At 72.3% G+C, this 24,059-nt stretch carries 22 protein-coding genes and 1 pseudogene; 13 read left to right on the plus strand and 10 right to left on the minus strand.

The features are described 5' to 3' along the window. The first annotated feature begins 185 nt into the window (after positions 1-185). The 4 genes from AC51EU_RS10525 to AC51EU_RS10540 all read left to right on the plus strand — a co-directional run bounded on the left by AC51EU_RS10525 (position 186) and on the right by AC51EU_RS10540 (position 2,034). Positions 186-362 carry a hypothetical protein gene (locus AC51EU_RS10525; RefSeq protein ID WP_496266504.1) on the plus strand — a complete coding sequence of 59 codons (177 nt, stop codon included), beginning with the start codon at positions 186-188 and terminating at the stop codon, positions 360-362. A 135-nt stretch (positions 363-497) separates the two neighbouring features. Then, entirely contained in the window at positions 498-1,013 is a 516-nt protein-coding gene (locus tag AC51EU_RS10530) for a BlaI/MecI/CopY family transcriptional regulator (RefSeq protein ID WP_496266505.1), read from the plus strand. Between the two features lie 9 nt (positions 1,014-1,022). Further along, positions 1,023-1,541: an amino-acid N-acetyltransferase gene (locus tag AC51EU_RS10535; protein WP_496266506.1), complete on the plus strand. Its 519-nt coding sequence runs from the start codon at positions 1,023-1,025 to the stop codon at positions 1,539-1,541. Positions 1,542-1,698: 157 nt separating this feature from the next. Then, the gene (locus tag AC51EU_RS10540; protein ID WP_496266507.1) at positions 1,699-2,034 is read left to right on the plus strand and encodes a histone-like nucleoid-structuring protein Lsr2; all 336 of its coding nucleotides are present in this window, start codon (positions 1,699-1,701) and stop codon (positions 2,032-2,034) included. Here AC51EU_RS10540 and AC51EU_RS10545 read toward each other — a convergent pair. Beyond that, on the minus strand, positions 1,965-2,675 hold the full coding sequence (locus tag AC51EU_RS10545) for an SCO3374 family protein (protein WP_496266525.1): 711 nt from the start codon (positions 2,673-2,675) through the stop codon (positions 1,965-1,967). The genes AC51EU_RS10540 and AC51EU_RS10545 overlap by 70 nt on opposite strands. A gap of 502 nt (positions 2,676-3,177) precedes the next feature. On the opposite strand from AC51EU_RS10545, the gene AC51EU_RS10550 reads away from it, so the two are divergent. Together AC51EU_RS10550 and AC51EU_RS10555 are read left to right on the plus strand one after the other, a co-directional pair. Then, the gene (locus AC51EU_RS10550) at positions 3,178-5,703 is read left to right on the plus strand and encodes an ATP-dependent Clp protease ATP-binding subunit (protein ID WP_496266508.1); all 2,526 of its coding nucleotides are present in this window, start codon (positions 3,178-3,180) and stop codon (positions 5,701-5,703) included. Positions 5,704-6,352: 649 nt separating this feature from the next. Beyond that, complete coding sequence (locus tag AC51EU_RS10555; protein ID WP_496266509.1) at positions 6,353-6,952, plus strand: M23 family metallopeptidase; 600 nt, start codon at positions 6,353-6,355, stop codon at positions 6,950-6,952. On the opposite strand, the gene AC51EU_RS10560 is transcribed toward AC51EU_RS10555, so the two are convergent. Beyond that, positions 6,934-7,548 carry a TetR/AcrR family transcriptional regulator gene (locus AC51EU_RS10560; protein WP_496266510.1) on the minus strand — a complete coding sequence of 205 codons (615 nt, stop codon included), beginning with the start codon at positions 7,546-7,548 and terminating at the stop codon, positions 6,934-6,936. The two genes, AC51EU_RS10555 and AC51EU_RS10560, sit on opposite strands and share 19 nt — an antisense overlap. Positions 7,549-7,667: 119 nt before the next feature. Here AC51EU_RS10560 and AC51EU_RS10565 point away from each other — a divergent pair, with 119 nt between their 5' ends. Further along, positions 7,668-9,275, plus strand: coding sequence for an MDR family MFS transporter (locus tag AC51EU_RS10565; protein WP_496266511.1), 1,608 nt, complete (start codon positions 7,668-7,670; stop codon positions 9,273-9,275). Between the two features lie 67 nt (positions 9,276-9,342). Here AC51EU_RS10565 and cseC read toward each other — a convergent pair whose 3' ends face one another. The 5 genes from cseC to AC51EU_RS10590 all read right to left on the minus strand — a co-directional run bounded on the left by cseC (position 9,343) and on the right by AC51EU_RS10590 (position 14,076). Continuing rightward, positions 9,343-10,644 (minus strand): two-component system sensor histidine kinase CseC, encoded by a 1,302-nt coding sequence (cseC, locus tag AC51EU_RS10570; protein WP_496266512.1) that lies wholly within the window; start codon positions 10,642-10,644, stop codon positions 9,343-9,345. 8 nt (positions 10,645-10,652) lie between these two features. Next, on the minus strand, positions 10,653-11,363 hold the full coding sequence (gene cseB, locus AC51EU_RS10575; RefSeq protein ID WP_496266513.1) for a two-component system response regulator CseB: 711 nt from the start codon (positions 11,361-11,363) through the stop codon (positions 10,653-10,655). Between the two features lie 8 nt (positions 11,364-11,371). Then, positions 11,372-12,019, minus strand: coding sequence for a hypothetical protein (locus tag AC51EU_RS10580; protein WP_496266515.1), 648 nt, complete (start codon positions 12,017-12,019; stop codon positions 11,372-11,374). Between the two features lie 163 nt (positions 12,020-12,182). After that, positions 12,183-12,728, minus strand: a complete 546-nt coding sequence (locus tag AC51EU_RS10585; RefSeq protein ID WP_496266516.1) for a SigE family RNA polymerase sigma factor — start codon at positions 12,726-12,728, stop codon at positions 12,183-12,185. A 394-nt stretch (positions 12,729-13,122) separates the two neighbouring features. After that, positions 13,123-14,076, minus strand: a complete 954-nt coding sequence (locus tag AC51EU_RS10590) for an HhH-GPD family protein (protein ID WP_496266517.1) — start codon at positions 14,074-14,076, stop codon at positions 13,123-13,125. 213 nt (positions 14,077-14,289) lie between these two features. On the opposite strand from AC51EU_RS10590, the gene AC51EU_RS10595 reads away from it, so the two are divergent. The 3 genes from AC51EU_RS10595 (at position 14,290) to AC51EU_RS10605 (ending at position 17,693) form a co-directional block, all read left to right on the plus strand. Continuing rightward, positions 14,290-16,281, plus strand: a complete 1,992-nt coding sequence (locus AC51EU_RS10595; protein ID WP_496266518.1) for an ATP-binding protein — start codon at positions 14,290-14,292, stop codon at positions 16,279-16,281. A gap of 229 nt (positions 16,282-16,510) precedes the next feature. After that, positions 16,511-17,182: a response regulator gene (locus tag AC51EU_RS10600; protein WP_496266527.1), complete on the plus strand. Its 672-nt coding sequence runs from the start codon at positions 16,511-16,513 to the stop codon at positions 17,180-17,182. A 10-nt stretch (positions 17,183-17,192) separates the two neighbouring features. Continuing rightward, positions 17,193-17,693, plus strand: a complete 501-nt coding sequence (locus tag AC51EU_RS10605; RefSeq protein ID WP_496266519.1) for a pyridoxamine 5'-phosphate oxidase family protein — start codon at positions 17,193-17,195, stop codon at positions 17,691-17,693. 89 nt (positions 17,694-17,782) lie between these two features. On the opposite strand, the gene AC51EU_RS10610 is transcribed toward AC51EU_RS10605, so the two are convergent. Next, the gene (locus tag AC51EU_RS10610; RefSeq protein WP_496266520.1) at positions 17,783-18,400 is read right to left on the minus strand and encodes a phosphatase PAP2 family protein; all 618 of its coding nucleotides are present in this window, start codon (positions 18,398-18,400) and stop codon (positions 17,783-17,785) included. Positions 18,401-18,719: 319 nt separating this feature from the next. On the opposite strand from AC51EU_RS10610, the gene AC51EU_RS10615 reads away from it, so the two are divergent. Then, positions 18,720-19,520, plus strand: coding sequence for a hypothetical protein (locus AC51EU_RS10615; RefSeq protein ID WP_496266521.1), 801 nt, complete (start codon positions 18,720-18,722; stop codon positions 19,518-19,520). A gap of 109 nt (positions 19,521-19,629) precedes the next feature. Continuing rightward, the gene (locus AC51EU_RS10620) at positions 19,630-20,700 is read left to right on the plus strand and encodes an NAD-dependent epimerase/dehydratase family protein (protein ID WP_496266522.1); all 1,071 of its coding nucleotides are present in this window, start codon (positions 19,630-19,632) and stop codon (positions 20,698-20,700) included. Here the strand turns inward: AC51EU_RS10620 and disA are convergent. Together disA and radA are read right to left on the minus strand one after the other, a co-directional pair. After that, positions 20,697-21,821, minus strand: a complete 1,125-nt coding sequence (gene disA, locus AC51EU_RS10625) for a DNA integrity scanning diadenylate cyclase DisA (RefSeq protein WP_496266523.1) — start codon at positions 21,819-21,821, stop codon at positions 20,697-20,699. The genes AC51EU_RS10620 and disA overlap by 4 nt on opposite strands. 123 nt (positions 21,822-21,944) lie before the next feature. After that, positions 21,945-23,357 (minus strand): DNA repair protein RadA, encoded by a 1,413-nt coding sequence (gene radA, locus AC51EU_RS10630; protein WP_496266524.1) that lies wholly within the window; start codon positions 23,355-23,357, stop codon positions 21,945-21,947. Between the two features lie 217 nt (positions 23,358-23,574). Here radA and AC51EU_RS10635 point away from each other — a divergent pair. After that, positions 23,575-24,059: pseudogene (locus AC51EU_RS10635) on the plus strand (sigma-70 family RNA polymerase sigma factor); the annotation flags it as partial.

The following is a 24,059-nucleotide window of genomic DNA, read 5'->3' on the forward strand; positions in this document are numbered from 1 at the left end:
AGACGCCCCGGCCCGCGCCCCGCCCCGCCCAGAGGCCCGGGCCCAAGGAACCGCGCCGGGACCGGCCGGTGCCCACCCCGGGCGAGGTGTTCCCGCCCCGGCGCAAGCCCGCGCCGCCCCCCGAGACCCGCAGTGCCTGAGCGCTGCGTACCCTGGAGACCTCACGCCCAGAGGAGGCCCTCGCCATGCAGTACGTCGCCGCGCTCCTTCCGCCCGCTGTGATGGCCGTGGCGTTCACCGCGCTGATCGTCACGATCGTCAAGAGTCAGGGCGGGTCGAACAAGGCCAAGGAGGACGCGGCCGTCGATGCCGCCCTCGCCCGTGCGGAGGGCAAGCAGGAGCCCACGGCGCACGGCGCCTGACGACCTTCCCCGGCGCGGTGGTCCGCGCCCGGTGTACGGCCCGGGAACGCATATCCCGGGCCGTACACCGTTTTAGACCGGTAAACGCATCGCGATAACCCGGCATTCGCGACATCTCCCCACTATTGTTCTTGTGTGCCAAGACCCCTGGGTGAGCTGGAAGACGCGGTGATGACGCGGGTCTGGGAGTGGAACCGCCCGGTCACTGTTCGAGAAGTCCTGGAAGATCTGCAGAAGGAACGGTCGATCGCCTACACGACGGTGATGACCGTATTGGACAACCTCCATCAGAAGGGGTGGGTCCGCAGGGAAGCCGAAGGACGCGCCTATCGATATGAGGCGGTCTCCACTCGTGCCGCCTATGCGGCCGCACTGATGAACGAAGCGTGGTCCGCCAGTGACAACGCGGCAGCCGCTCTCGTCGCCTTCTTCGGCATGATGTCGCCGGAACAGCGACAAGCCCTCCAGGACGCCGTACGCATGCTCCGGATCGATGAACGGACCGGTGATCCGGACGCTCCCGGGGAAGAAGCACAACCACCGGAAGAGGCAGATCCGGGGGAAGACTCCGCGCCTTCCGAACAGGAGTCCCCCGGCGCCTCCCGGGAAGGCGGCGAACCCGAAGGGGACGGGGAGACGGACGGGCGATAGCGTCCGTGCATGCCTCCGCATTCAAAAGGACTCACCGTCCGCCGCGCCAGGACCAGCGATGTGTCCGCCGTCCGCCGGCTCATCGACTCCTACTCCCGTGACGGCATCCTGCTCGACAAAGCCACCGTCACGCTTTACGAGGACATCCAGGAGTTCTGGGTCGCCGAGCGCGACGAGGACGCCGAGGTGGTCGGGTGCGGTGCCCTGCACGTCATGTGGGAGGACCTCGCCGAGGTCCGCACGCTGGCCGTGGACCCGCGGATGAGGGGCACGGGCGTCGGCCATCAGGTGCTCGACAAGCTCGTGCGTACCGCGAGCTGGCTCGGGGTGCGACGTATTTTCTGTCTCACGTTCGAGGTGGACTTCTTCGCCAAGCACGGCTTCGTCGAGATCGGTGAGACGCCAGTGGACGGTGATGTCTACAGTGAGCTCCTGCGCTCCTATGACGAGGGCGTTGCCGAGTTCCTCGGTCTCGAACGAGTGAAGCCCAACACCCTGGGCAACACCCGCATGCTTCTGCACCTGTGATCAGTGTTCTATGTCCGAATCGCGCCGCTATCCCGTGCCTGAGGGGCGAAGGGTTCCCCGCTCCCCGGCCAAGTGAACCCTACCCAGGGGTTTGTGTTTTTCCGGGAAAAGCGGTTTGCTTTCCGTCGTAATCCGCATTCGATGAAAGGGAAACCCGGTGGCACAGAAGGTTCAGGTTCTTCTTGTCGACGACCTCGACGGCGGCGAGGCCGACGAGACCGTGACGTTCTCTCTCGACGGCAAGTCCTACGAGATCGACCTCACCACCGCCAACGCAGAGAAGCTGCGCGAATCGCTCGCGGACTTCGTGAAGGCCGGCCGTCGCACCGGTGGCCGCGCTTCTTCCGGCCGCGGCAAGTCCCGCGCGGCTTCCGGCGGCAGCCCGGACACCGCGAAGGTGCGCGCCTGGGCGAAGGAGAACGGCTACAACGTCAATGACCGCGGCCGTGTCCCCGCCGACATTCGCGAGGCATACGAGAAGGCCAACGGCTGACCGCCGTCGGCGCGATCGGTTTGGTCATTACCAGCACGCAACAACCGGGCCCGGTGGCATTCCGTCGCCGCCGTGCCCACGATCCGTACGAGGCCGGGGACACCACCCCTGTCCCCGAAACCTGCCCCCGCCCCCGTGGAGGGCAGGCAGCGACCGGCGTCGTACCCCGGTTCGGGAGGCCGCACCCACCCCGCGGCCTCCCGCGAGCCGTCTCCGGCGGCCGGTGGCCCGGCGGACGGGAATGACGGTGCGGGCATCCGTTCGCCGGCGCCGCGCGCCGTGAGTTCCGGCGTGAGCGTGCCCCACTCCAGCCATTCCAGGATTCCGGGAAGCTCCTCGGCGCCGCCGACCGCCACCAGCATGAGCATTTTCGGCCGAACGCCCGGGGGATTCCCGCCGCCCGCGGCCGGGACCTCTCCGGCCCGTGCCCGCCCGCCGTCCAGCAGCGCGACGGGACCGGTACGCGGCAGCCGCCGCAGCACCGCCCGCCCCGCGTCGGCGGGCATCTCCAGGACGTCGAAGCACACCCCGGTGAGCAGCTCCAGCGGCTCCGCCCCGGTGGTCGGCCAGCCCAGCTCCTCCTCGTACCACCGCCGGACGGCGGCGAGAGGGGGACGGGGGCGCGGCGGCGCGGGGCACATGCCCGGTGCAACTTCCGGCAACGGGCGAAGTTACGCTGGGTCGGCCTCCTCGTACGGACGGTCGCCGCGCAAGGGGCGCACGGAAGCCTTCGGCGGGGTGGGGTTGTTCGCCCGTAGCGGAGCCGCAAGGCCCGCGCCGCATGGACTGTCAGTGGCGGCGGGTAGGACTTCCGGTGAGGGAAAAGACGGTGTGACGGCGCACAACGCGCTTCGTCCGGCATGACCGCGGACGACGGGCGGGCGCGCCGGAAGGGACGGCGTTCGCCATCGGCGTAGTGGTGGCGGGCGTATATGCCTGGCCTGCGGGAACATCGTCTCGCACCATCGGGTTGGAGCAGTTGTCGGCTGTTTCGGGCAGACGACATCCCTCCACGAGTGGGGTGAGGCGCCAACGGGTGTCGGCAGTTGGAATGAGCTGTCCCGCCCCGCGGGACTAGCATGCGGAAGGACAGGGAGGGGACCGCCCCCTCCTTTGCCCGACCGCTCTGAGGAGCGATTTACGATGTTCGAGAGGTTCACCGACCGCGCGCGGCGGGTTGTCGTCCTGGCTCAGGAAGAAGCCCGGATGCTCAACCACAACTACATCGGCACCGAGCACATTCTCCTGGGCCTGATCCACGAGGGTGAGGGTGTCGCCGCTAAGGCCCTGGAGAGCCTCGGGATTTCGCTCGAGGCGGTCCGCCAGCAGGTCGAGGAGATCATCGGTCAGGGCCAGCAGGCCCCGTCCGGCCACATCCCCTTCACCCCCCGTGCCAAGAAGGTCCTGGAGCTGTCGCTCCGCGAGGCCCTTCAGCTCGGCCACAACTACATCGGCACCGAGCACATCCTGCTCGGCCTGATCCGCGAGGGCGAGGGCGTCGCCGCCCAGGTCCTGGTGAAGCTCGGCGCCGACCTCAACCGCGTGCGGCAGCAGGTCATCCAGCTGCTCTCCGGCTACCAGGGCAAGGAAGCCGCCACGGCCGGCGGGCCCGCCGAGGGCACGCCCTCGACGTCGCTCGTGCTGGACCAGTTCGGCCGCAACCTCACCCAGGCCGCGCGGGAGACCAAGCTCGACCCGGTCATCGGGCGCGAGAAGGAGATCGAGCGGGTCATGCAGGTGCTGTCCCGCCGCACGAAGAACAACCCGGTCCTCATCGGCGAGCCCGGCGTCGGCAAGACCGCCGTCGTCGAGGGCCTGGCGCAGGCCATCGTCAAGGGCGAGGTGCCCGAGACCCTCAAGGACAAGCACCTCTACACCCTCGACCTCGGTGCCCTGGTCGCCGGCTCCCGCTACCGCGGTGACTTCGAGGAGCGCCTGAAGAAGGTCCTCAAGGAGATCCGCACCCGCGGCGACATCATCCTGTTCATCGACGAGCTGCACACCCTCGTGGGCGCGGGCGCCGCCGAGGGCGCGATCGACGCCGCCAGCATCCTCAAGCCGATGCTGGCCCGCGGTGAGCTCCAGACCATCGGTGCCACCACGCTCGACGAGTACCGCAAGCACCTGGAGAAGGACGCCGCGCTGGAGCGCCGCTTCCAGCCCATCCAGGTCGCCGAGCCGTCGCTGCCGCACACCATCGAGATCCTCAAGGGCCTGCGGGACCGCTACGAGGCGCACCACCGGGTGTCCATCACGGACTCCGCCCTGGTCGCCGCCGCCACCCTCGCCGACCGCTACATCTCCGACCGCTTCCTGCCGGACAAGGCGATCGACCTGATCGACGAGGCCGGCTCCCGGATGCGCATCCGCCGGATGACCGCGCCGCCGGACCTCCGCGAGTTCGACGAGAAGATCGCCGACGTGCGCCGCGAGAAGGAGTCCGCGATCGACTCGCAGGACTTCGAGATGGCCGCCGGCCTGCGCGACAAGGAGAAGCAGCTCCTCACCGCCAAGGCGAAGCGGGAGAAGGAGTGGAAGGCCGGCGACATGGACGTCGTCGCCGAGGTCGACGAGGACCTGATCGCCGAGGTCCTGGCCACGGCCACCGGCATCCCGGTCTTCAAGCTCACCGAGGAGGAGTCCTCGCGGCTGCTGCGCATGGAGGACGAGCTCCACAAGCGCGTCATCGGCCAGAAGGACGCCATCAAGGCGCTCTCCCAGGCCATCCGCCGCACCCGCGCGGGCCTCAAGGACCCCAAGCGCCCCGGTGGCTCGTTCATCTTCGCCGGCCCGTCCGGTGTCGGTAAGACCGAGCTGTCGAAGACGCTCGCCGAGTTCCTCTTCGGCGACGAGGACGCGCTGATCTCCCTCGACATGTCGGAGTTCAGCGAGAAGCACACCGTCTCCCGGCTGTTCGGCTCGCCCCCCGGCTACGTCGGCTACGAGGAGGGCGGCCAGCTCACCGAGAAGGTGCGTCGCAAGCCGTTCTCCGTCGTGCTCTTCGACGAGGTCGAGAAGGCCCACCCGGACATCTTCAACTCGCTGCTCCAGATCCTGGAGGACGGTCGTCTGACCGACTCCCAGGGCCGGGTCGTGGACTTCAAGAACACCGTCATCATCATGACGACCAACCTCGGCACCCGGGACATCTCCAAGGGCTTCAACCTGGGCTTCGCCGCCCAGGGCGACGTCAAGACCGGCTACGAGCGGATGAAGGCCAAGGTCAACGAGGAGCTCAAGCAGCACTTCCGGCCCGAGTTCCTCAACCGTGTCGACGACACGGTGGTCTTCCACCAGCTGTCGCAGGACGACATCATCCAGATCGTCGACCTGATGATCGCCAAGGTGGACGAGCGGCTGAAGGACCGCGACATGGGCATCGAGCTCAGTGGCGAGGCCAAGACGCTGCTGGCCAAGCGCGGGTACGACCCGGTGCTCGGCGCCCGTCCGCTGCGCCGCACGATCCAGCGCGAGATCGAGGACACCCTCTCGGAGAAGATCCTCTTCAACGAGCTGCGCCCCGGCCACATCGTGGTCGTGGACGTCGAGGGCGAGGGCGAGGCCGCCAAGTTCACCTTCCGCGGTGAGGAGAAGGCCGCCCTGCCGGACGCCCCGCCGATCGAGTCCGCGACCGGAGGTTCGGGCCCGAACCTCAGCAAGGACGCGTAACACCGCTCCACAGGGCCGCTGAGGCCCCTGCCCGCCGCCCCGGACCGTTCTCCACGGTCCGGGGCGGCGGCGCGTTCACGGCCGTCCCCTCGGCGGGGGCGGCCGTCCGCATGCCCGCGGGGCGTGGCGCGGGCACGCGGTCCCGCGTTCCCCGGCGGTGATCGGGCGCCCGCCGGGCCACGAATTCCCCTTTTCCGTAATCCGCGTCACAGCGATTCATGTAAGCGCGGTCACAAATCCAGAGGGCCGGAGAAAGCAATCCGAGGGGGGCGGTCCCGTTATTCGGTGACGTGTAGCACAGCCGAATGAGGCCCTACTAGGAACGTTAGGGGAAAAGGCGCGCGGGGGAGCGGAGCCCGGGGCGCACCCGGTGTGGGGGCGGTCGGGGAGGGGCCGGGACGGGTGCGGGTCCAGCGGCAAAAACGCAGGTTGTGTGGGGTGTGGCGGTTGGCGCCCGGCGGCGCGGAGGGGCCGTCCCGGCGAGCGGGGCGCCGCCGTCCGGGCGGCCGTACGGGAGGGAATTCCGTGCGGCGGGGTACGGCGCGCGGTAGTAGGAAGGGGTCTTGGCGGAATGCCGGAGGCGGGTTACCAAGGAATGGCGATCCCGGTCCGCAGCCGGGGAGTCAAGCTATTCGGAGGAATTACCCGCATGTCGACGTTTTCCGCTGACCGTCATTCCAAGAAGTCCGCTCTGCGCACCCGTGCCGCCGTTGTCGCCGCCGGTCTCGGCGCCGCCCTGGCGTTCGGTGCCGGTGCCGCCCACGCGGCCGCTGCTCCCGCCTCCGCCGCCCCGCAGGTGAAGGCCCAGGCCGCGAAGGCCAGTGCCGCCGACTCCTGGGTCAAGCCCGTCGCGACGTACACGCTGGGCTCGACCTTCGGTCTGGCCGGCACCCACTGGGCGCACAACCACAGCGGTCAGGACTTCGTCGTGCCGACCGGTACCGCGGTGTACGCCGCCCACCAGGGCGTCGTCGTCAAGGCCGGCCCGAACGGCGGCGGTGACGGCCCGGCGTACGGCAACGCCATCGTGGTCAAGCACGCCAACGGCAAGTACACCCAGTACGCGCACCTGTCACAGATCCAGGTCCGTGTCGGCCAGTCCGTGGCGACCGGCCAGCAGATCGGCCTGTCCGGCAGCACCGGTAACTCCACCGGTCCCCACCTGCACTTCGAGGTCCGTACCGGCCCCAACTACGGGTCGGGCATCGAGCCCACCGGATTCCTGCGGGCTCACGGCGCTGCCGTCTGAGTTGAATCCGGCCGGGCTGGCCGGCGGTTCGGCGGGTTGGCCGCCGTGACCAGTTCAGTGGCGACCCTGAGGACGGCCTCGCGCTTGTCCTCGGGGTCGCCCTCAATGTTCTGCAGCACGAACATCCCGGCGTGCATCGAGAAGAGCGCGGTGATGCAGCGCACCTGGTCGACGAGTTCCGCGTCCGGTTCCCGCAGCAGCGCGATGAGGGAGAACATCCGCTGCTTGAAGGTGTCGCCGATGCTGAGGTCCCGCATCGTGGCCTGGTTCTCCTGCATGAAGCGGAAGAGCGGTTCCGCCTCGCGGAGTGATTCGCTGTAACGGCGGATGACCTCGGACTTGGTCTCCAGGGTGCGCGGCTGCTCCTCGGCCCAGGCGATCAGCTCGTCGATGGGCTGCACCAGGTCCTCGAAGAGACTGATGATGATGTCCTCTTTGGTCTTGAAGTGGTAGTAGAGGGCCGCCTTGGTGACCTCAAGGCGCTCGGCGATCTCGCGTAGCGAGGTCTTTTCGTATCCGCGTTCGGAGAACAACTCCAGAGCGACGTCCTGGATGCGCTGGCGGGTGTTGCTCCTGCGCGCCTGCGGTGTGCTCACGGTGCTTCTCCTGCGTGTCGGTCCTGGAGGGCAGCCCAATAACTTACTTGACGCCCGGCTATTGACGGCCTACCTTCTGCACGGTATCGAACTAGCCGGGCGGCAAGTAAGTAGGAGTGATGGGGATGTCGCAGAAAGCGACCCCGACGGGGGACGAGCAACAACAAGCGCCGGGCGAAGGCAGGGCACCCGCGAGTGTGCGGGTGGTCCTGTTCGCGCTGATGATCGCCATGCTGCTCGCCATGTTGGACAACATGATCGTCGGTACCGCGATGCCGACGATCGTCGGCGAACTCGGCGGCATGGAGCACCTGTCCTGGGTGGTCACCGCGTACACGCTCGCCACCGCGGCCTCGACGCCGATCTGGGGCAAGCTCGGCGACATGTACGGACGCAAGGGAATCTTCCTGTCGTCCATTGTCCTCTTCCTGATCGGCTCGGCGCTGTCCGGGATGGCGCAGGACATGGGGCAGCTCATCGGCTTCCGCGCCGTTCAGGGCCTGGGCGCCGGCGGTCTGATGGTCGGCGTCATGGCGATCATCGGTGATCTCGTCCCGCCCCGGGAGCGGGGCAAGTACCAGGGCATGATGGCCGGTGTCATGGCCGTCGCGATGATCGGCGGTCCGCTGGTCGGCGGCGCCATCACCGACCACCTCGGCTGGCGCTGGAGCTTCTACATCAACCTGCCGCTCGGCGCGATCGCGCTGGTCATGGTCACCGCGGTGCTGCATCTGCCCAAGAAGCGCGCCGAGGGCCGGATCGACTACGGCGGTGCCGTTCTGCTCACCGTCGGCATCACCGCGCTGGTCCTGATCACCACCTGGGGCGGTACCACCTACGACTGGCTGTCGCCGCAGATCATCGGCCTCGCCGTGCTCGGCGTCGTCGCGCTGGGGATCTTCGTCCTCGTGGAGACCAAGGTCAGCGAGCCGGTGCTGCCGCTGCACATCTTCCGCAACAACAACTTCTCCCTCGTCACCCTCATCGGCTTCCTGGTCGGCTTCGTGATGTTCGGGTCGATGACCTTCCTGCCGCTGTTCCAGCAGACCGTGCAGGGCGCCTCGGCCACCAACTCCGGTCTGCTGCTGCTGCCGATGCTGCTGTCGATGATGGTCGTCTCGCTGTTCGCGGGCCGGGTCACCACCACGACCGGCAAGTACAAGGTCTTCGTCGTCGGCGGCGCCGCGCTGATCACCGCGGGGCTGGCGCTGCTGTCCCTGATGGACACCGGCACCACCCGTTTCACCTCCGGCGTCTACATGGCCGTCCTCGGTGCCGGTATGGGTTTCCTGATGCAGACCACGATGCTGATAGCGCAGAACAGCGTCGAGATGAAGGACATGGGCGTCGGCTCCTCGTCCGCCACTCTGTTCCGGACGATCGGCGGCTCCTTCGGCGTCGCGATCCTCGGCGCGATCTTCACTCAGCATGTGCAGAACACCATGACCGAGCGTCTCGGCAGCGCCGCCGGCGGGAAGATCGCGGGCGGCAGCGGCCAGCTCGACCCGAAGGGCCTGGCCCAGCTGCCGCCCGCCGTCAAGGACGCCTATATGCACGCGGTCAGCAACGGCACCCACCAGGTCTTCCTGTGGGGCGCGCTGATCAGCGTCGTCAGCTTCGCCGCGGCCTGGTTCCTCAAGGAGGTGCCGCTGCGCGGCGGCCCGGCCAAGCCCGCCGACGGCGCGGACGCCCCCGCGGACCGGGCGGCGGTGGCGGAGACCGTCTGACCCCCACCCCGTACGGGCGGCCCCGGCGCGCGACACCCGCGTACCGGGGCCGCCCGTCTTCGGTGGCTCAGCGATCCGGGAGCTGGATGACGGGGAAGCTGCCGGTGGCGGTCGGCGCGTTCTCCGGGAGCCACAGCACGGAGACCGCGCCGGTCGACCCGTCGGTCAGCTCGTCGGCGTTGCGGAACGTCAGCCGGGCGCCGAGGACACGCGCCTGACCGGCGGCGATGGTCAGGCCCAGGCCGTGGCCGCGGCCGGCCCGGTCGCTGCTGCCGGTGCGGAAGCGGCTGGGCCCCTCGCGCAGCAGCGCCTCGGGGAAGCCCGGCCCGTGGTCGCGCACCCGCACCACCCGGCCCTCGACGCTCACCTCGATCGGCGGCCTGCCGTGCCGCGCCGCATTGGCGATCAGATTGCCGAGGATGCGCTCCAGACGGCGCGGATCGGTGGTGACCTCGGCGTCCCGGACCACCTCGACCGTGACGTCCCCGTTGAGGGAGCGCACACGGCGGGTGACGAACTCGCCGAGGGCGACGTCCTGGAGTTCGGCGCGCTCGGCGTGCCCGTCGAGCCGGGCCACCTCCAGCACGTCCTCGACGAGGGTACGCAGCGCCTGCGCCCGGTCGCGGACCAGCTCGGAGGGGCGGCCCGGCGGCAGCAGCTCGGCGGCGGTCACCAGCCCGGTGACCGGAGTGCGCAGCTCATGGGCGATGTCCGCGGTGACCCGGCGTTCCGCCTCGATGCGCTTCTGGAGCGCGTCGGACATGGCGTCGACCGCCCAGGCCAGATCGTCGGTCTCGTCGCGCACCCGGCCGCCGACCTCGTCCCGGATGCGGACGGAGGTGTCGCCGTCGGCGAGCTTGCCGACCGCGGCGGCCGCCTTGCGCAGCCGCTTCGACAGCCGCCCGCCGACCAGCACCCCCAGCGCGCAGCCGCCGAGGACCACCGCGGCCGAGCCGACGACCAGCGCCTTGTCGAGGTCCTCCAGGACGGAGAAGCGGTCGGGGAAGCGGGCGTGCACGGACAGCACCCGCCCGTTGCCCGCCGGGGACGCGGCCCACACCTCGGGCGCTGGCTGCGAGGAGTCCTGGATGTAGGTGGCGCGCTTGTTCTTGAGGACCGCGGCGCGCAGCGGCGGCGGCAGCGCCGGGTCGTCGAACTTCGCGCCGACCGGGAGGCGTCCGGTGGACTCGTAGAACTTCTGGGTGTTGTTGAGCCGTTCGCTCTGCACGTCCCGGCTGTTGTCGAGCATCGACATCCGGGCGGCGTTGTGCACGACAAGGCTCAGCGCCACGGCGACCAGCGCCCCGACGAGCGCGATCGCGGCGCTGAGCTTCCATCTCAGACCCGTCCGCAGGGCCAGCGAGACCACCGCGGCCGTCAGCCTCTCAGCTTGTAACCGAAGCCGCGCACCGTCTCGATGCGGTCCTGGCCGATCTTGCCGCGCAGCCGCTGGACGTGGACGTCGACGACGCGGGTGTCACCGCCCCAGCCGTAGTCCCACACCCGCTCCAGCAGCCGGTCCCGGGAGAGGACGGTGCCGGGGGCGTCGGAGAACTCCAGCAGCAGACGCATCTCGGTGGGGGTCAGCGCGACGGGCAGACCGCTCTTGCGGACCTCCATGCCCTCGGTGTCGACCTCCAGGTCACCGAAGCGCAATATCGCCTCGGTGGCCTCCTCCGCCCCGGCCGGCCCGCGGCCGCCGGCCGAGTTGCCGCTGGCGTGCCCGAAACGGCGCAGCACGGCACGGATGCGGGCGACCAGGACGGCACCGTCGAACGGCTTGGTGACGTAGTCGTCCGCGCCGGCCTCCAGGCCGAGCACCACATCGATCGAGTCCGCCCGCGCCGACAGCATGATCACCGGGACCGTGGACTCGTCACGGATACGGCGGCACAGGCTGACGCCGTCCAGCCCCGGCACCATCACGTCCAGCAGCGCGATGTCGGGACGGTTGGCGCGGAACGCCTCCAGGCCCGCGAGGCCGTCCGGCATCGCGGTGACCACGAAACCGTCGCGCTCCAGGGCGAGCTGGGTGGCCTCGCGGATGACGTCGTCGTCCTCGACGAAGAGCACATGGGTGTCGGCCATGCTCGCTCTCAACCCTCCGATCCGTTACCGTCCCGCGACCCGGGGTCGTCGGCGGTGGTCTTGCTGTAATCCGTGTGGTAGCGGTCGTACTCGGTGAAGCGCCCGGACGACCAGCGGTAGGTCATCACATCCTCACCCGACGGGCAGCACACCTTGTCCGCGGTGCCGTAGGTCTGCTTGGAGACCTCCAGCTCACCCTTGCTGACCCCGGCGTAGACCGTCGTCTGCTCGTCGGTGAACACGTTGTCATACCTGCCGCCCGCACTGTCGTTCCTGCGGTAGACGTAGGAACCGATACCGACGGAATCCGCGCAGGTCATCACGTTGACGACGACGTCCGGGTGCTTCCCGCCGGTCAGCGTTGCGTAGGTCACGTCGACGGGGTACTGCGCGGCGGCGCACGGTTTCGCCAGGGTGCGCTTCACGTACGAGGACACCTTCGGGTCCCGCTTGAGCAGCGCGACCGCGTCCACCTTCTCGTACTGCTTCAGTGAGCTGGGCGACGGGGACGCGCTCACCACGCCCTTCGGCGCCGGGGTGGGGTGTGCCGTCCCTTCGGTGCGGACGCCCTCGCCGGACGGGGTGCACCCGGCCAGCAACAGGCCGACGGCGGCCACCCCCGCGGTGGCCGCGCCGCCTTTGGTCAACCCGCCCATGGTCAACCTGTACCTGGACAATCCGCTCCCGCTCACCGCGCCGCTCGCACAGCCGCCGATCCCGCCGTTGCCGATGTTGTTGTGTGGGTGGTGCCGGTGCCGCCCGTCCGCCCCGTCACCGGGGACGATGCCGGGCCCGCCGCCGGACGCCGTGCGCCGCGGCTCAGGCGGCGCACCGCTCCTGCTCCCCGCGCTCCAGCATCCGTGCGTCGATGTCGCGGTGGGCAAGCTCCTGGCGCAGGCGCGCCAAGGCCCGGTGCAGCGTGCTCTTGACCGTACCGGTCGACATTCCGAGCGCGGCGGCGGTCTCCTCCGTGCTCATCTGCTCCCAGTGTCGCAGGACCACCACACTGCGCTGCTTGGGAGCCAGCACCCCGAGGATGTCCATCAGCAGGGCGCGGTCGGCGCGCTGCTCGGTGCCGTCGTCGACGCTCGCGTCCGGGAGCTGCTCGGTGGGCACCTCCTCCAGCTTGCGTGCCCGCCACCACTCGGTGCGGGTGTTGATCATGACGCGGCGGAGGTAGGCGTCGGCCAGCGACTTGTCCGCGATGCCGTCCCAGCGGCCGTACGTGCGGACCAGGGCCGTCTGCAACAGGTCCTGGGCGTCGACCGGGTCCGGCACCAGACGCCGGGCACTGCGCAGCAGCGCCTCCTGCCGCGTCCGTACGTACTCCTCGAAGTCCAGTACCTTGCCGCCGCTGGTCGCCATGCCGACGCCTCCGATCGCTTACGTTCCCCACGTTGTCCGTGCCGGTGGTCATCTCCAGCACGAGACGGACGCTACGGAGGGGGTGTTGCGGCGCAATGTGCGGGGGGCCCACAACGAGGGCACGGAAATCCGTCGGTTGTGTAACAGCGCGCCGGGTGTCCTCCCCGGGGCGGACGGAGGGGAGGGGGCGGTCATCCTCGGGACGGACGGTGGCGCCCGCCGGGAGGGCTACGGGGGGCGCCCGGGGTGGGTGGGGGCGCCGGGGGTGGGGCTTGTGTGACGGGTGTGTGACGGGAGGGACCGGGGCGGTGGCGGTTCCGGGCGGGCCACGGGCGGACGGGGGCTTCGCGGCAGGGCCCGGGTCGCCAGGCCCGGGGCCCCTTCGCGACAGGTCCTACGTCAGCGGCAGTCGGTAGCGGCCGCCGGGGAGCGGTTCGACGAGGCCGTCGGCGACGAGGCCGTCCAAGGCGCGGGCCCGCTGCACCGGCTCGTCCCACACCGCGTCCAGCGCCGCCTGCGGCACCGGCGCCACCGCCTCGCGCAGCACCGCCAGCAGCTTGCCGCGCACCTGACGGTCCGTACCGGCGTACGTCTGGGTGCGGCGCGCGGGACCGTCGTGCGCCGGGGAACCCGCCAGGCGCCAGGCGCACAGCGAGGCGATCGGGCAGCGCACGCACTCCGGGCTGCGCGCCGTGCACACCAGCGCGCCCAGCTCCATCGTCGCCGCCGCCCATTTCGAGGCGACCGTCTCGTCCTGCGGGAGCAGGGCGCGGGCGAGTTTGCGCTCCGCCGCGGTCGTCGCGTTCGGCGGGTACTGGCGGCCGGAGACCGCGCGGGCGAAGACCCGGCGCACATTGGTGTCCAGCACCGCGTGCCGCTGCCCGTACGCGAACGAGGCCACGGCCGCCGCGGTGTACTCGCCGACACCGGGCAGCGCCAGCAGCTGGGCGTGCTCGCGCGGTACGTCACCGCCGTGCCGCTCCTTTATCGCCGAGGCGGCGGCGTGCAGGCGCAGCGCGCGCCGGGGGTAGCCGAGCCGGCCCCAGGCGCGGACCGCCTCGCCGGGCGCCTCGGCGGCCAGGTCGGCGGGGCGCGGCCAGCGGGCCAGCCACTGCTCGTACACCGGCAGCACCCGGCTGACCGGCGTCTGCTGGAGCATGAACTCGCTCACCATCACCCCCCAGGCGCCCGCCTCCGGGCGGCGCCAGGGCAGATCGCGGGCGTGCTCGTCGAACCAGTCGGTGACGGGACCGTGCAGAGAGGTCCCGTCACAGGCCCCCGCGGCCGACGCGGCGGCGGGGACGGTGGCGGGGGCGGCGGGGGCGGCGGTGGCAGGCGTGGAAGTCATGGCACCGCCGATCCTGGCACGAGCGCCCTCCACCGGGAAACGCGCCGGGCCCGCACCACCGCACGCCCACCCGCACGCGGGACGGCGGGGTACGTACGGGTGGCGTGCTACCGGCGGTACGCGCGCGGCGCGCGCCCCCGGCGCGGGAGCCCGCGCGACCGGCGCCCGGCGGCGGAGGAAGCGGAGCGTGCGCGGGCTTGTAGCGTCACGACGGTGAGACGTACGAGGGTCTGGGCCGATGCGCTGCTGTGGGTGGCGCTCTCCGTGCCACCGGTGCTGTACGGGGCGGTCGGCGCGCGGGCGTTCTTCTGGTGGTGGGTGGTGGGCGGCCCGGTACTGCTGGCAGCGGCGGTGGCGGTGTCCCGGCGGTGGCCGGTGGTGTCGTTGTCGCTGGTCGCGGCGGGCGGACTCGCGGCGAGCCCCGGACTGCTGATGCCGGGCACGCTGCCCGCACTGATCGTCCTCGCCTACCTCGTGGGCCGGCGCACGCCCCGGCCGGGGCCGGCGCTCGCGGCGTTCTGCGGGATCGCCGTGGCCGGGATGGGGCTGTCGTGCGTGACCGCCCCCGACCCGGTGCTGGTGTGGCTGGTGTTGTTGTGCACCCTGCTGTTCGCCGTGGTCCTCCCGTGGCTGACCGGCCGCTACCGGCGCCAGCACCGCGCCCTGGTCGAGGCGGGCTGGCACCGCGCCGCGCAGCTCACCCGCGAACGCGCCGCCACCGCCGACCGGGCCCGGCTGCGGGAACGCGCCCGCATCGCCCAGGACATGCACGACTCGCTCGGCCACGAACTGAGCCTGATCGCCCTGCGCGCCGCGGCCCTCCAGCTCGCCCCCGGCCTGTCCGGCCCGCATCGCGAGGCCGCCCGCGAACTGCGGGAGGCCGCCGCCACGGCGACCGACCGACTGCGCGACGCCATCGGCGCCCTCCGCGACGACACGGAGCGCGACCCCGCCACCGGTCCCGCTTCGGAGGGCGAGGACGTCGAGGCACTGGTGCGACGTGCGGCGCTGTCGGGGCTGGCGGTGCGGATGGTGACGGGACGGGCGGGGGAGCAGAGGCGCGACGCGGTAGGCGGGGGTAGTGACGACGAAGGGGCGGCGGGCGGTGAGGGGGTGTCTGTGGCCCGCGGCGGGGTGCCTGGGGGGTGTGCGGCAGCGGGGGCCGGTGGGGTCGGTGCGGGGGCTTCTGCGGTCTGTGGCGGAGTGGGTGTGGCCCGTGGCGGGGCGGCAGAGGCCGACGCGGCAGGTGACGGGGTTCCTCCGGCCGGCATCGGGCCGGCAGTGGCCCATGGCGGGCCTCCCGGGGACAGCGCGTCGGCCGGTGTCGGCACCGCCGGAAGCATCCTCCCCTCCACCGTCAGCGAGAAGGCACCCGAGTCCCCGCCCGTACCGCCGTTCGCCGATCTCACCGAGCGGGCCGTCCACCGTGTCGTCCAGGAGGCGCTGACCAACGCGGCCAAGCACGCGCCGGGCAGTGAGGTGACGGTGCGGGTGGAGCGGGGCGGGGACGGGGTGCTCGTCGAGGTCGTCAACGGGCCGCCCGCCCGTCCGGCGGACGGGACCACCGCGTCCGGCGGCAGCGGGCTCATCGGGCTGCGTGAGCGGGTCCGGCTGGCCGGTGGGGCGCTGGAGGCGGGGCCGTACGGCGGGGGCTTCCGGGTGCGCGCCGAGCTGCCGCGCGTCGTGGCGCCGCGGCCGTCCGCCGTGCTGTACGAGGATGCCGGGCCGCTGACGGAGTTCGCCCGCGCCCGGCGCTCCGCCCGGCGCCGGCTGCTGCTCTCGACGGCCGCCGTGACCGCCGCCGCGGTGCTCGCCGTCGGTGCCTTCCTCGGCTCCTACACGCTGCTCAGGGCGCGGACCGTGCTCGCCCCCGAGGTGTTCCGGGAGCTGCGGGTCGGGACGCCGGTCGAGCAGTTGCGTCCCCTGCTGCCGGAGCGGGAGGGCGTCGCGCCGTCCACCGGGCGTGCCCCGGCGCATCCGCCCGGCGCGCGCTGCGCGTACTACCCCTCCGAGGGCACCCTGCTGCACGCCGTGGACCACTTCGCGCTCTGCTTCCGGGACGGCCGCCTGGCGGCGAAGCTGCGCATCCCGGCCATGAGCGGCATCACCGACCGCGCCCCGCGACAACAGCAACCACAGGCCCCGTCGGAACCGCCCGTCGTCACGGCCCCCGGGACGCCACGGCAGGGCACACCGGCACCATGACGTACGGAGAAGATCACCAGGGCCCGGAGAACCACCGGGCCCGCCGGCCCCGAAGACCGTGCCGGAGCAGGCGGCAGGTGAGAGACCCCGGACGACCGGGAGAAGAGGGACGGAGAGGAACCCCGTGACCACGGAGAGGAACCCCGTGACGACAACGGACACGGCCCCCGGGACAACCACGCCCGCGCACGCAGCCCCGTCCCCACCCGTCCCCCCGGAACCTGACCCCATACGGGTCCTCCTCGCCGACGACGAGGCGATGATCCGGGCCGGGGTGCGGGCCGTGCTGGAGGCCGGTCCGGGGATCGCGGTGGTGGCCGAGGCCGGGGACGGGCGCGCGGCCGTCGAGGCGGCGCGGGCCCACCGTCCCGATGTCGCGCTGCTGGACATCCGGATGCCCGTCCTGGACGGGCTGGCCGCGGCCGAGGAGATCGCCGTCGCGGTCCCGGGCACGGCCGTCGCGATGCTCACCACGTTCTCGGAGGACGCCTATGTCGCCCGCGCCCTGAGCGGCGGCGCGACCGGCTTCCTGCTGAAGTCCGGGGACCCGTACGAGCTGATCGCCGGGGTGCGGGCGGTCGCCGCCGGAGGGGCCTTCCTCTCGCCGAAGGTCGCCCGGCACGTGATCACCGAGCTGGGCGGCGGGGGCGCGCGGCTCGCCCGCGCCGCGGCGGCCCGCGAGCGCACCGCCCGGCTGTCCGACCGGGAGCGGGAGGTCCTGGCGCTGGTCGGCGCGGGACTGCCGAACGCCGGGATCGCGCGCCGGCTGCGCCTGGTCGAGGGCACCGTCAAGGGGTACGTCAGCGCCGTCCTGGAGGCGCTGGGCGTCGGCAACCGCGTCCAGGCGGCGATCGTGGCGTACGAGGCGGGCCTGGTGAACGAGAGCGAACGCGACGGGTGAGGATGCGGGGATGAACGAGGCGGAGAAGCGGGACCGTGCCTGCCCGGAGACGATCCGGACGGCGCTGGCGGCGCACACGACGATGACCCTGGCGTACGCGGACGAGGACGGGCCCCAGGCGTGCGCGGTGCTCTACGCCGCCGGGGAGGCGGGGGACGGCTCGGGACCCGTGCTGTACTTCGTCACCGCGGCCTCGACCCGGCACGGGAGAGCGCTCGCCGCGCCCGGCGCGCGCGTCGCGTTCACGGCGCAGCGCGACGGCCAGGAGTGGAGCGCGCTGACCGGGCTCCAGGGGCGCGGCACCTGCCGTCCGCTGCCGGACACCGGCCGGGACGCCGGATGGCGGGTCTACACCGAGCGGTTCCCGTTCGTCGCGGCGAGCGACCGGCTGCGGACGGCCCTGGAGCGGACCACGCTGTGGGAGCTGCGCCCGGACTGGCTGCGGCTGATCGACAACGGCCGCGGGTTCGGGCACAAGGAGGAGTGGGAAAGAGGGGACGCACCGGCGTGAGCGCCGGAGCGCGGCGGGGCAGTGCCCCGGGCGTACGCCGGTGCCCGCGGGGGGGCGTACGCCCGCACCGGGCGTCTCGCGGCCGGCGCTCAGTTCACGGCGCCGCGGGCGTGCCGGCCCGGGGCCGACACCAGCACCCGCAGTGTCCCCGTGGCGCGCATCCGGTCCACCAGCGCCGTCACGAACCGGCTGAGCACCAGGATGGTCAGGGCGGAGAGCACCGCGCCGAAGGCGAGGCCGACGGCCACGTCGTGCGGGTAGTGGACGCCGACGAAGACGCGGGAGAAGCCGGTCAGCAGCGCGACCGGGACGGCCAGCCAGGCCGCGGCCCGCCAGGCGATGAAGATGCCGACGGCCAGCGCGGCGGCGATCGTGGAGTGGTTGCTGGGGAAGGACCAGTCACCGTGCGGCGGGCACGGGACTATGGAGGGCACGGCCCCCTTCACCGCCCGGCACGGCCGCTCCTCGGTGATCATGCTCTTGACGATCTCGCTGCACAGGTAGGCGACGGCGGTCCCCACCGGAACCAGCACCGCGAGCGCGACCCCGCGCGACGTCCCCCGCCGTGACCGCCACCACCCCAGCACGGCCACGGCCATCAGCAGCAGGATGCCGCCCTCGGTACCGACGTCGGCGAAGGAATGGACCCAGGAAGGCGTGTCATGGGCGAAGCCCGTGATGTCGCGATAGAGCTCGGTGCTGTTCATAAGGGGTGACGGTACGGAATGCCGGGCCGTTTGCGCATCTGGCGAACGGCAGCGGGGCGGTCTGACGAAAGTCGGATGACGATCGGGAGACGATCCGGCGGTGCCGCGTCCCGCCGCGAACACCCGGAGACACCCGCCTCCGCGGGCACGGACCGCGCGCGCCGGGGCCGGAAAGCGGCCGGAAACGGGCGGACCGGGACGGTGATCGGCCGGAAATCCCTCCCGCACCGACCGGAACCAGGCTGATCATGGGAAAAGTTGCAGCATCGTACGGCGGGTACTGGACGGGGCCGCCGTGGTTCTCTCGTAGAGTTTCAGCGTGGGATCTCTGCGCAATCCGATCGGGCCGCTTCCCTCCTCCATCTACTGGCGGCGGAGGGCTGTTGCGCTGGGCATCGTCGCCCTGCTCGTCCTCCTGGTGGTGTGGGCCCTCAACCTGGGCGGGAACGGCGGCAGGAACAGCGCCGGGAACAAGAGTGAGGAGACGTCGCACCCCGCGACGACCATCACCCCCGGGCCGTCCTCCCCCGGCCCGGCGATCGGTCAAAAGCCCGGCGGGCGCGACGAGTCGGACGACGACTCCGACGACGGCGCGGGCGGCGGCTCCGGATCGGGCGGTTCCGGCGGTTCCGGCGCCGGCTCCGGCGGCAAGGGCTCCGGCGGCGGGCCGATCGGCGAGGGCGGGGACACCACCACCGTCCCCTCCGGCTCCTCGCTCCCGAACTGCGCCCGTGACGACGCGGAGTTGACGCTGCGCAGCACCAAGAAGTCCTACGGCCCCGACGAGAAGCCGAAGTTCGAGCTGGCGGTGGAGAACTCCGCCGGCGACGACTGCAAGGTGGACCTCGGCGCCAGGGCCGCGGTCCTCACCATCACCGACCACGCGGGCGACGAGCCGGTGTGGGCCTCCGACGACTGCCCCACGGCCGCCGGCAGCGCCCTGGTGAAGATCCCGGCGCACGGCACCGTCAAGCGCACCGTCGAGTGGAACCGCCGCGCCAGCGCCGCGCACTGCGCCACCCCGAGCGCCGCCACCGTCCCCACCGGTACGTACCAGGTCGAGGTGAAGGTGCCGGGGCTGTCCACGGCCCGCACCTCGTTCGAACTGGCCAAGGACTGAGCGCCCGGAGACCTCGGCGGAGCCGGGCGTTCCGTTCCTTCCGCTGTCCGCGATTCCGCCCAGAGCGTGGGACGGTGTCCCGGCCCCGGCCGCCGGGCACCGTCGCCTCATGAGACTTCTGATCCTGGGTGGTACGGAGTTCGTGGGCCGCGCGGTCGCGGTGGAGGCGCTGGCGCGCGGGGCGGAGGTGACGGTGTTCCACCGCGGCCGCCACGCGCCGCCGCCGGGGGCGTCGGTACTGCTCGGCGACCGCACCGCAACGGACGGGCTCGCGGCCCTCGCGGACGGCGCGTGGGACGCCGTCGTCGACACCTGGAGCGGCGCCCCGGCGGCCGTCCGGGACGCGGCACGGCTGCTGCGCGGCCGCGCCGGCAGATACGTCTACGTCTCCAGCCGGTCCGTGTACACCTTCCCGGCCCCCGCCGGACTCGACGAGAACGGCCCGGTGGTCGAGGCGTCGCCCGACGTCACCGAGGCGCCCGACCTCACCGCACCGGACACCTACGCCCGCGCCAAACGCGGCGCCGAGCTGGCCGCCTCCGACGCGTTCGGGGACCGCGCCCTGCTGCTGCGCGCCGGGCTGGTCCTCGGCCCGTACGAGAACGTCGGCCGCCTTCCCTGGTGGCTGCATCGCATCGCCCGCGGCGGCCCTGTCCTCGCGCCCGGCCCCCGCGACCTGCCGTTGCAGTACATCGACGCCCGCGACCTCGCCCGCTGGGCCCTGGACGCGGTACGCGACGACGTCGACGGCGGCGCGTACAACCTGGTGAGCGCCCCCGGGCACACCACCATGGGCGAACTGCTGGAGCACTGTGCGCGGGTGACCGGCTCGGACGCCGTACTGCGCTGGGCCGCGCCGGAGGAGGTCACGGCCGCCGGGATCGCGCCCTGGACCGAACTGCCGATCTGGGTGCCCCCGGGCGAACTCCACGACACCCTGCACCAGGGCGATGTGAGCCGGGCCCTGGCCACCGGGCTGCACTGCCGCCCCGCCGCCGAGACGGTGGCCGACACCTGGGAGTGGCTGCGCGCGAGCGGCGGCCGGGCACCCCGGCGCCCGGACCTGCCGGTCGGCCTCGCACCGGAGAAGGAGGCGGCGTTCCTACGGGGGTCAGGCCGGGGCCCCGGGGCCGCGCCCTGCCACCGTCACGGCCCGGAGCCGCTTTCGCCGCAGGTCTAGACGTACCGCTCCAGAATCGACGACTCCGCCAGCCGGGACAGCCCCTCGCGGACCGAGCGGGCGCGGGCCTCGCCGACGCCGTCCACGGCCTGGAGATCGTCGACGCTCGCGGCGAGCAGCTTCTGGAGGCCGCCGAAGTGGTCGACGAGGCGGTCGATGATGGCGCCCGGCAGCCGGGGGACCTTCGCCAGCAGCCGGAAGCCGCGCGGCGAGACCGCCGAGTCCAGCGTCTCGGGGGAGCCGCTGTAGCCCAGCGCCCGGGCCACCGTGGGCAGTTCGAGGAGTTCGGTGTGGCTGAGCGCGTCCAGTTCGGTGAGCGCCTCGGCGACCGTGCGGGCCCGCTTCGCGGTCGGCTCGGGGACGTAGTCGCGGGCGACCAGTTCGCGCTCGGGCTCCACGCCCGCGATCAGCTCGTCGAGCTGGAGGGTCAGCAGCCGGCCGTCGGTGCCCAGCTCGACGACGTACTCCGCGATCTCGGTGGCGATCCGGCGGACCATCTCCAGCCGCTGCGCGACCGCCGACACGTCCCGGACGGTGACCAGGTCCTCGATCTCCAGCGCGGAGAGGGTGCCGGCGACCTCGTCCAGGCGGAGCTTGTAGCGCTCCAGGGTGGCCAGTGCCTGGTTGGCGCGGGAGAGGATCGCGGCGGACTCCTCCAGGACCCGGCGCTCGCCGTTGACGTACAGGGCGATCAGCCGCATCGACTGGCTGACCGAGACGACCGGGAAGCCCGCCTGGATGGAGACGCGCTGCGCGGTGCGGTGGCGGGTGCCGGTCTCCTCGGTGGGGATGGAGGCGTCCGGGACCAGCTGCACACCGGCCCGCAGGATCTTGCTGATGTCCTTGTCGAGCACCAGCGCGCCGTCCAGCTTGCACAGTTCGCGCAGCCGGGTCGCGGTGAACTCGACGTCGAGGACGAAACCACCGGTGCACATCGACTCGACGGTCTTGTCGAAGCCGAGGACGATCAGGCCGCCGGTGTTGCCGCGCAGAATCCGCTCCAGGCCGTCGCGCAGGGCCGTCCCCGGGGCGACCGCGCTCAGCGAGGCGCGCATCAGACCGTCGTTGCCGGAGCTACCGCCGGACCTTCCGGGGGACGACGTCCGGTCGTTGGCTGCCACTGCACTCCTCCGTCGCACGGTCTGTCGGTCCGCGGGCCGCCCGGCCCACGCTGCGGTGAGTACCGGCGGGAGGTACGTGTGCCGGTGGCACATCTGCGGCGACGGGCAGGACCGGGGCAGAGTCTACCGGCGTGGCTCCTCTTCCTGCGGGGCCTGCCGCCGCGGCCGTTTGGGGAGGACACGCAGCGCCTCGCCGACGTCGGCGACCTCCAGGACCCGCATGCCGTCCGGTATCCGGCCCACGTCACCGGGGACGAGGGCGTGGGTGAAGCCGAGCCGGGCGGCCTCGGCGAGACGCCGCTGCACGCCCGTGACCCGCCGGACCTCACCGGCGAGCCCCACCTCGCCGATGGCGACGAGGTTCTTCGGCAGCGGGGAGTCGCTCGCCGCGCTGGCCAGCGCCAGCGCCACCGCGAGGTCGGCGGCCGGTTCGGTCAGCCGCACCCCGCCGACCGTGGCGCTGTAGATGTCGCGCTTGCCCAGGGCGCTGATCCGGCCGCGCTGCTCCAGCACCGCGAGCATCATCGAGACGCGGGAGGTCTCCAGGCCGGACGTCGTACGGCGCGGGGAGGGGATCTGGGAGTCGACGGTGAGCGCCTGCACCTCGGCGACCAGGGGGCGGCGGCCCTCCAGGGTGACGGTCAGGCACGTACCGGGCACCGGTTCCGCACGGCGGGTGAGGAAGAGGCCCGAGGGGTCGGCGAGACCGGTGATGCCCTCGTCGTGCAGCTCGAAGCAGCCGACCTCGTCGGTGGCGCCGTAGCGGTTCTTGACGCCGCGCACCAGCCGCAGCCGCGCGTGCCGGTCGCCCTCGAAGTGCAGCACGACGTCGACGAGATGCTCCAGCAGGCGGGGGCCCGCGATGGCGCCGTCCTTCGTCACATGGCCGACCAGCAGCGTCGACATCCCGCGCTCCTTGGAGGCGCGGATCAGCGCGCCCGCGACCTCGCGGACCTGCGCCATGCCGCCGGGCGCCCCGTCGATCTCCGGGGAGGCGACGGTCTGGACGGAGTCCAGGACCAGCAGGGACGGCTTGACCGAGTCGAGGTGGCCGAGGACGGCGGAGAGGTCGGTCTCGGCGGCGAGGTAGAGGTGCTCGTCGAGCGCGCCGATGCGGTCGGCGCGCAGCCGCACCTGGCCCGCGGACTCCTCGCCCGTCACATAGAGCGTGCGGTGCTCCCCGGAGGCGGCCTTGGCGGCGACGTCCAGGAGGAGCGTCGACTTTCCGACGCCCGGCTCGCCGGCGAGCAGGACGACCGCGCCGGGCACCAGACCGCCGCCCAGCACACGGTCCAGCTCCGGGACGCCGGTGGAGCGCGCGGTGGCCCGGCGGCCGTCGACCTGGCCGATGGGGAGCGCGGCGGTGGTGACCCGGCCCGGTGCCGTCGTCCGCACCGCCGGTGCGCCTCCGTACTCCTCGACCGTGCCCCACGCCTGGCACTCGGGGCAGCGGCCGAGCCACTTCACGGTGGTCCAGCCGCACTCGGTGCAGCGGTAGGAGGGGCGCTCCTTGGCCGGCGATTTACGGGTTGCCATGGAGCCACCGTAGCGGCGGGGTACGACAACGCGGTCCGGGCACCGGACGCGGGCGCCCGTCTCCCGGCGCCGGGGACGGTACGACTACGGGATATGGGCCGCCCGCGTGGCGGAACAGCGGAATCCCGTCCCCATTTCGAGGGAGAAGGTCACCCGTAAGGGTTAAAAGTGGCCGCAGGGGGGCGGCGGGTCTGCTGCACCCCCCTACCGTCGCCGGATGACGAGCAGGCCCGAACATCCCAGGCACACCACCCTCCACCGGTTCCTGCGCGGTAAACGGACCCCGCGCCCCGGACGGCCCGACCCGTCCGCCCGCCCGGACCTCCCCGAACACCCCCGCACGCCCGGCGCGCACGCCCGGCGCCCACCGGATCCCGAACGCCCCGCGGCCCGCGCCCCCTACGAGCCCCATCTGGACGGCCTGTTCACCTACTGCCTGTCCGTCCTCCACGACCACGACGCCGCCACCGCGGTCCTCGGCGAGGCGCTGGCCCTCGCCGAGCGGCAGCACGGACGCCGCCCCCGCGACCCCCGGCTGCTGCGCCCCTGGCTCTACGCCCACGCCCGCTGGGCCTGCCTGCGCCGGCTCGCCGAGCAGACGGCGGACGGCCCCGGTACGGGCACGGGGGCCGCGCCGCGCCGGGCCGAACTCGCCGTGCTCGACTGGCCGGAGGCCACCGGGACGACGCCCGGCCAGCGCGA

Source organism: Candidatus Streptomyces philanthi (assembly GCF_059553635.1).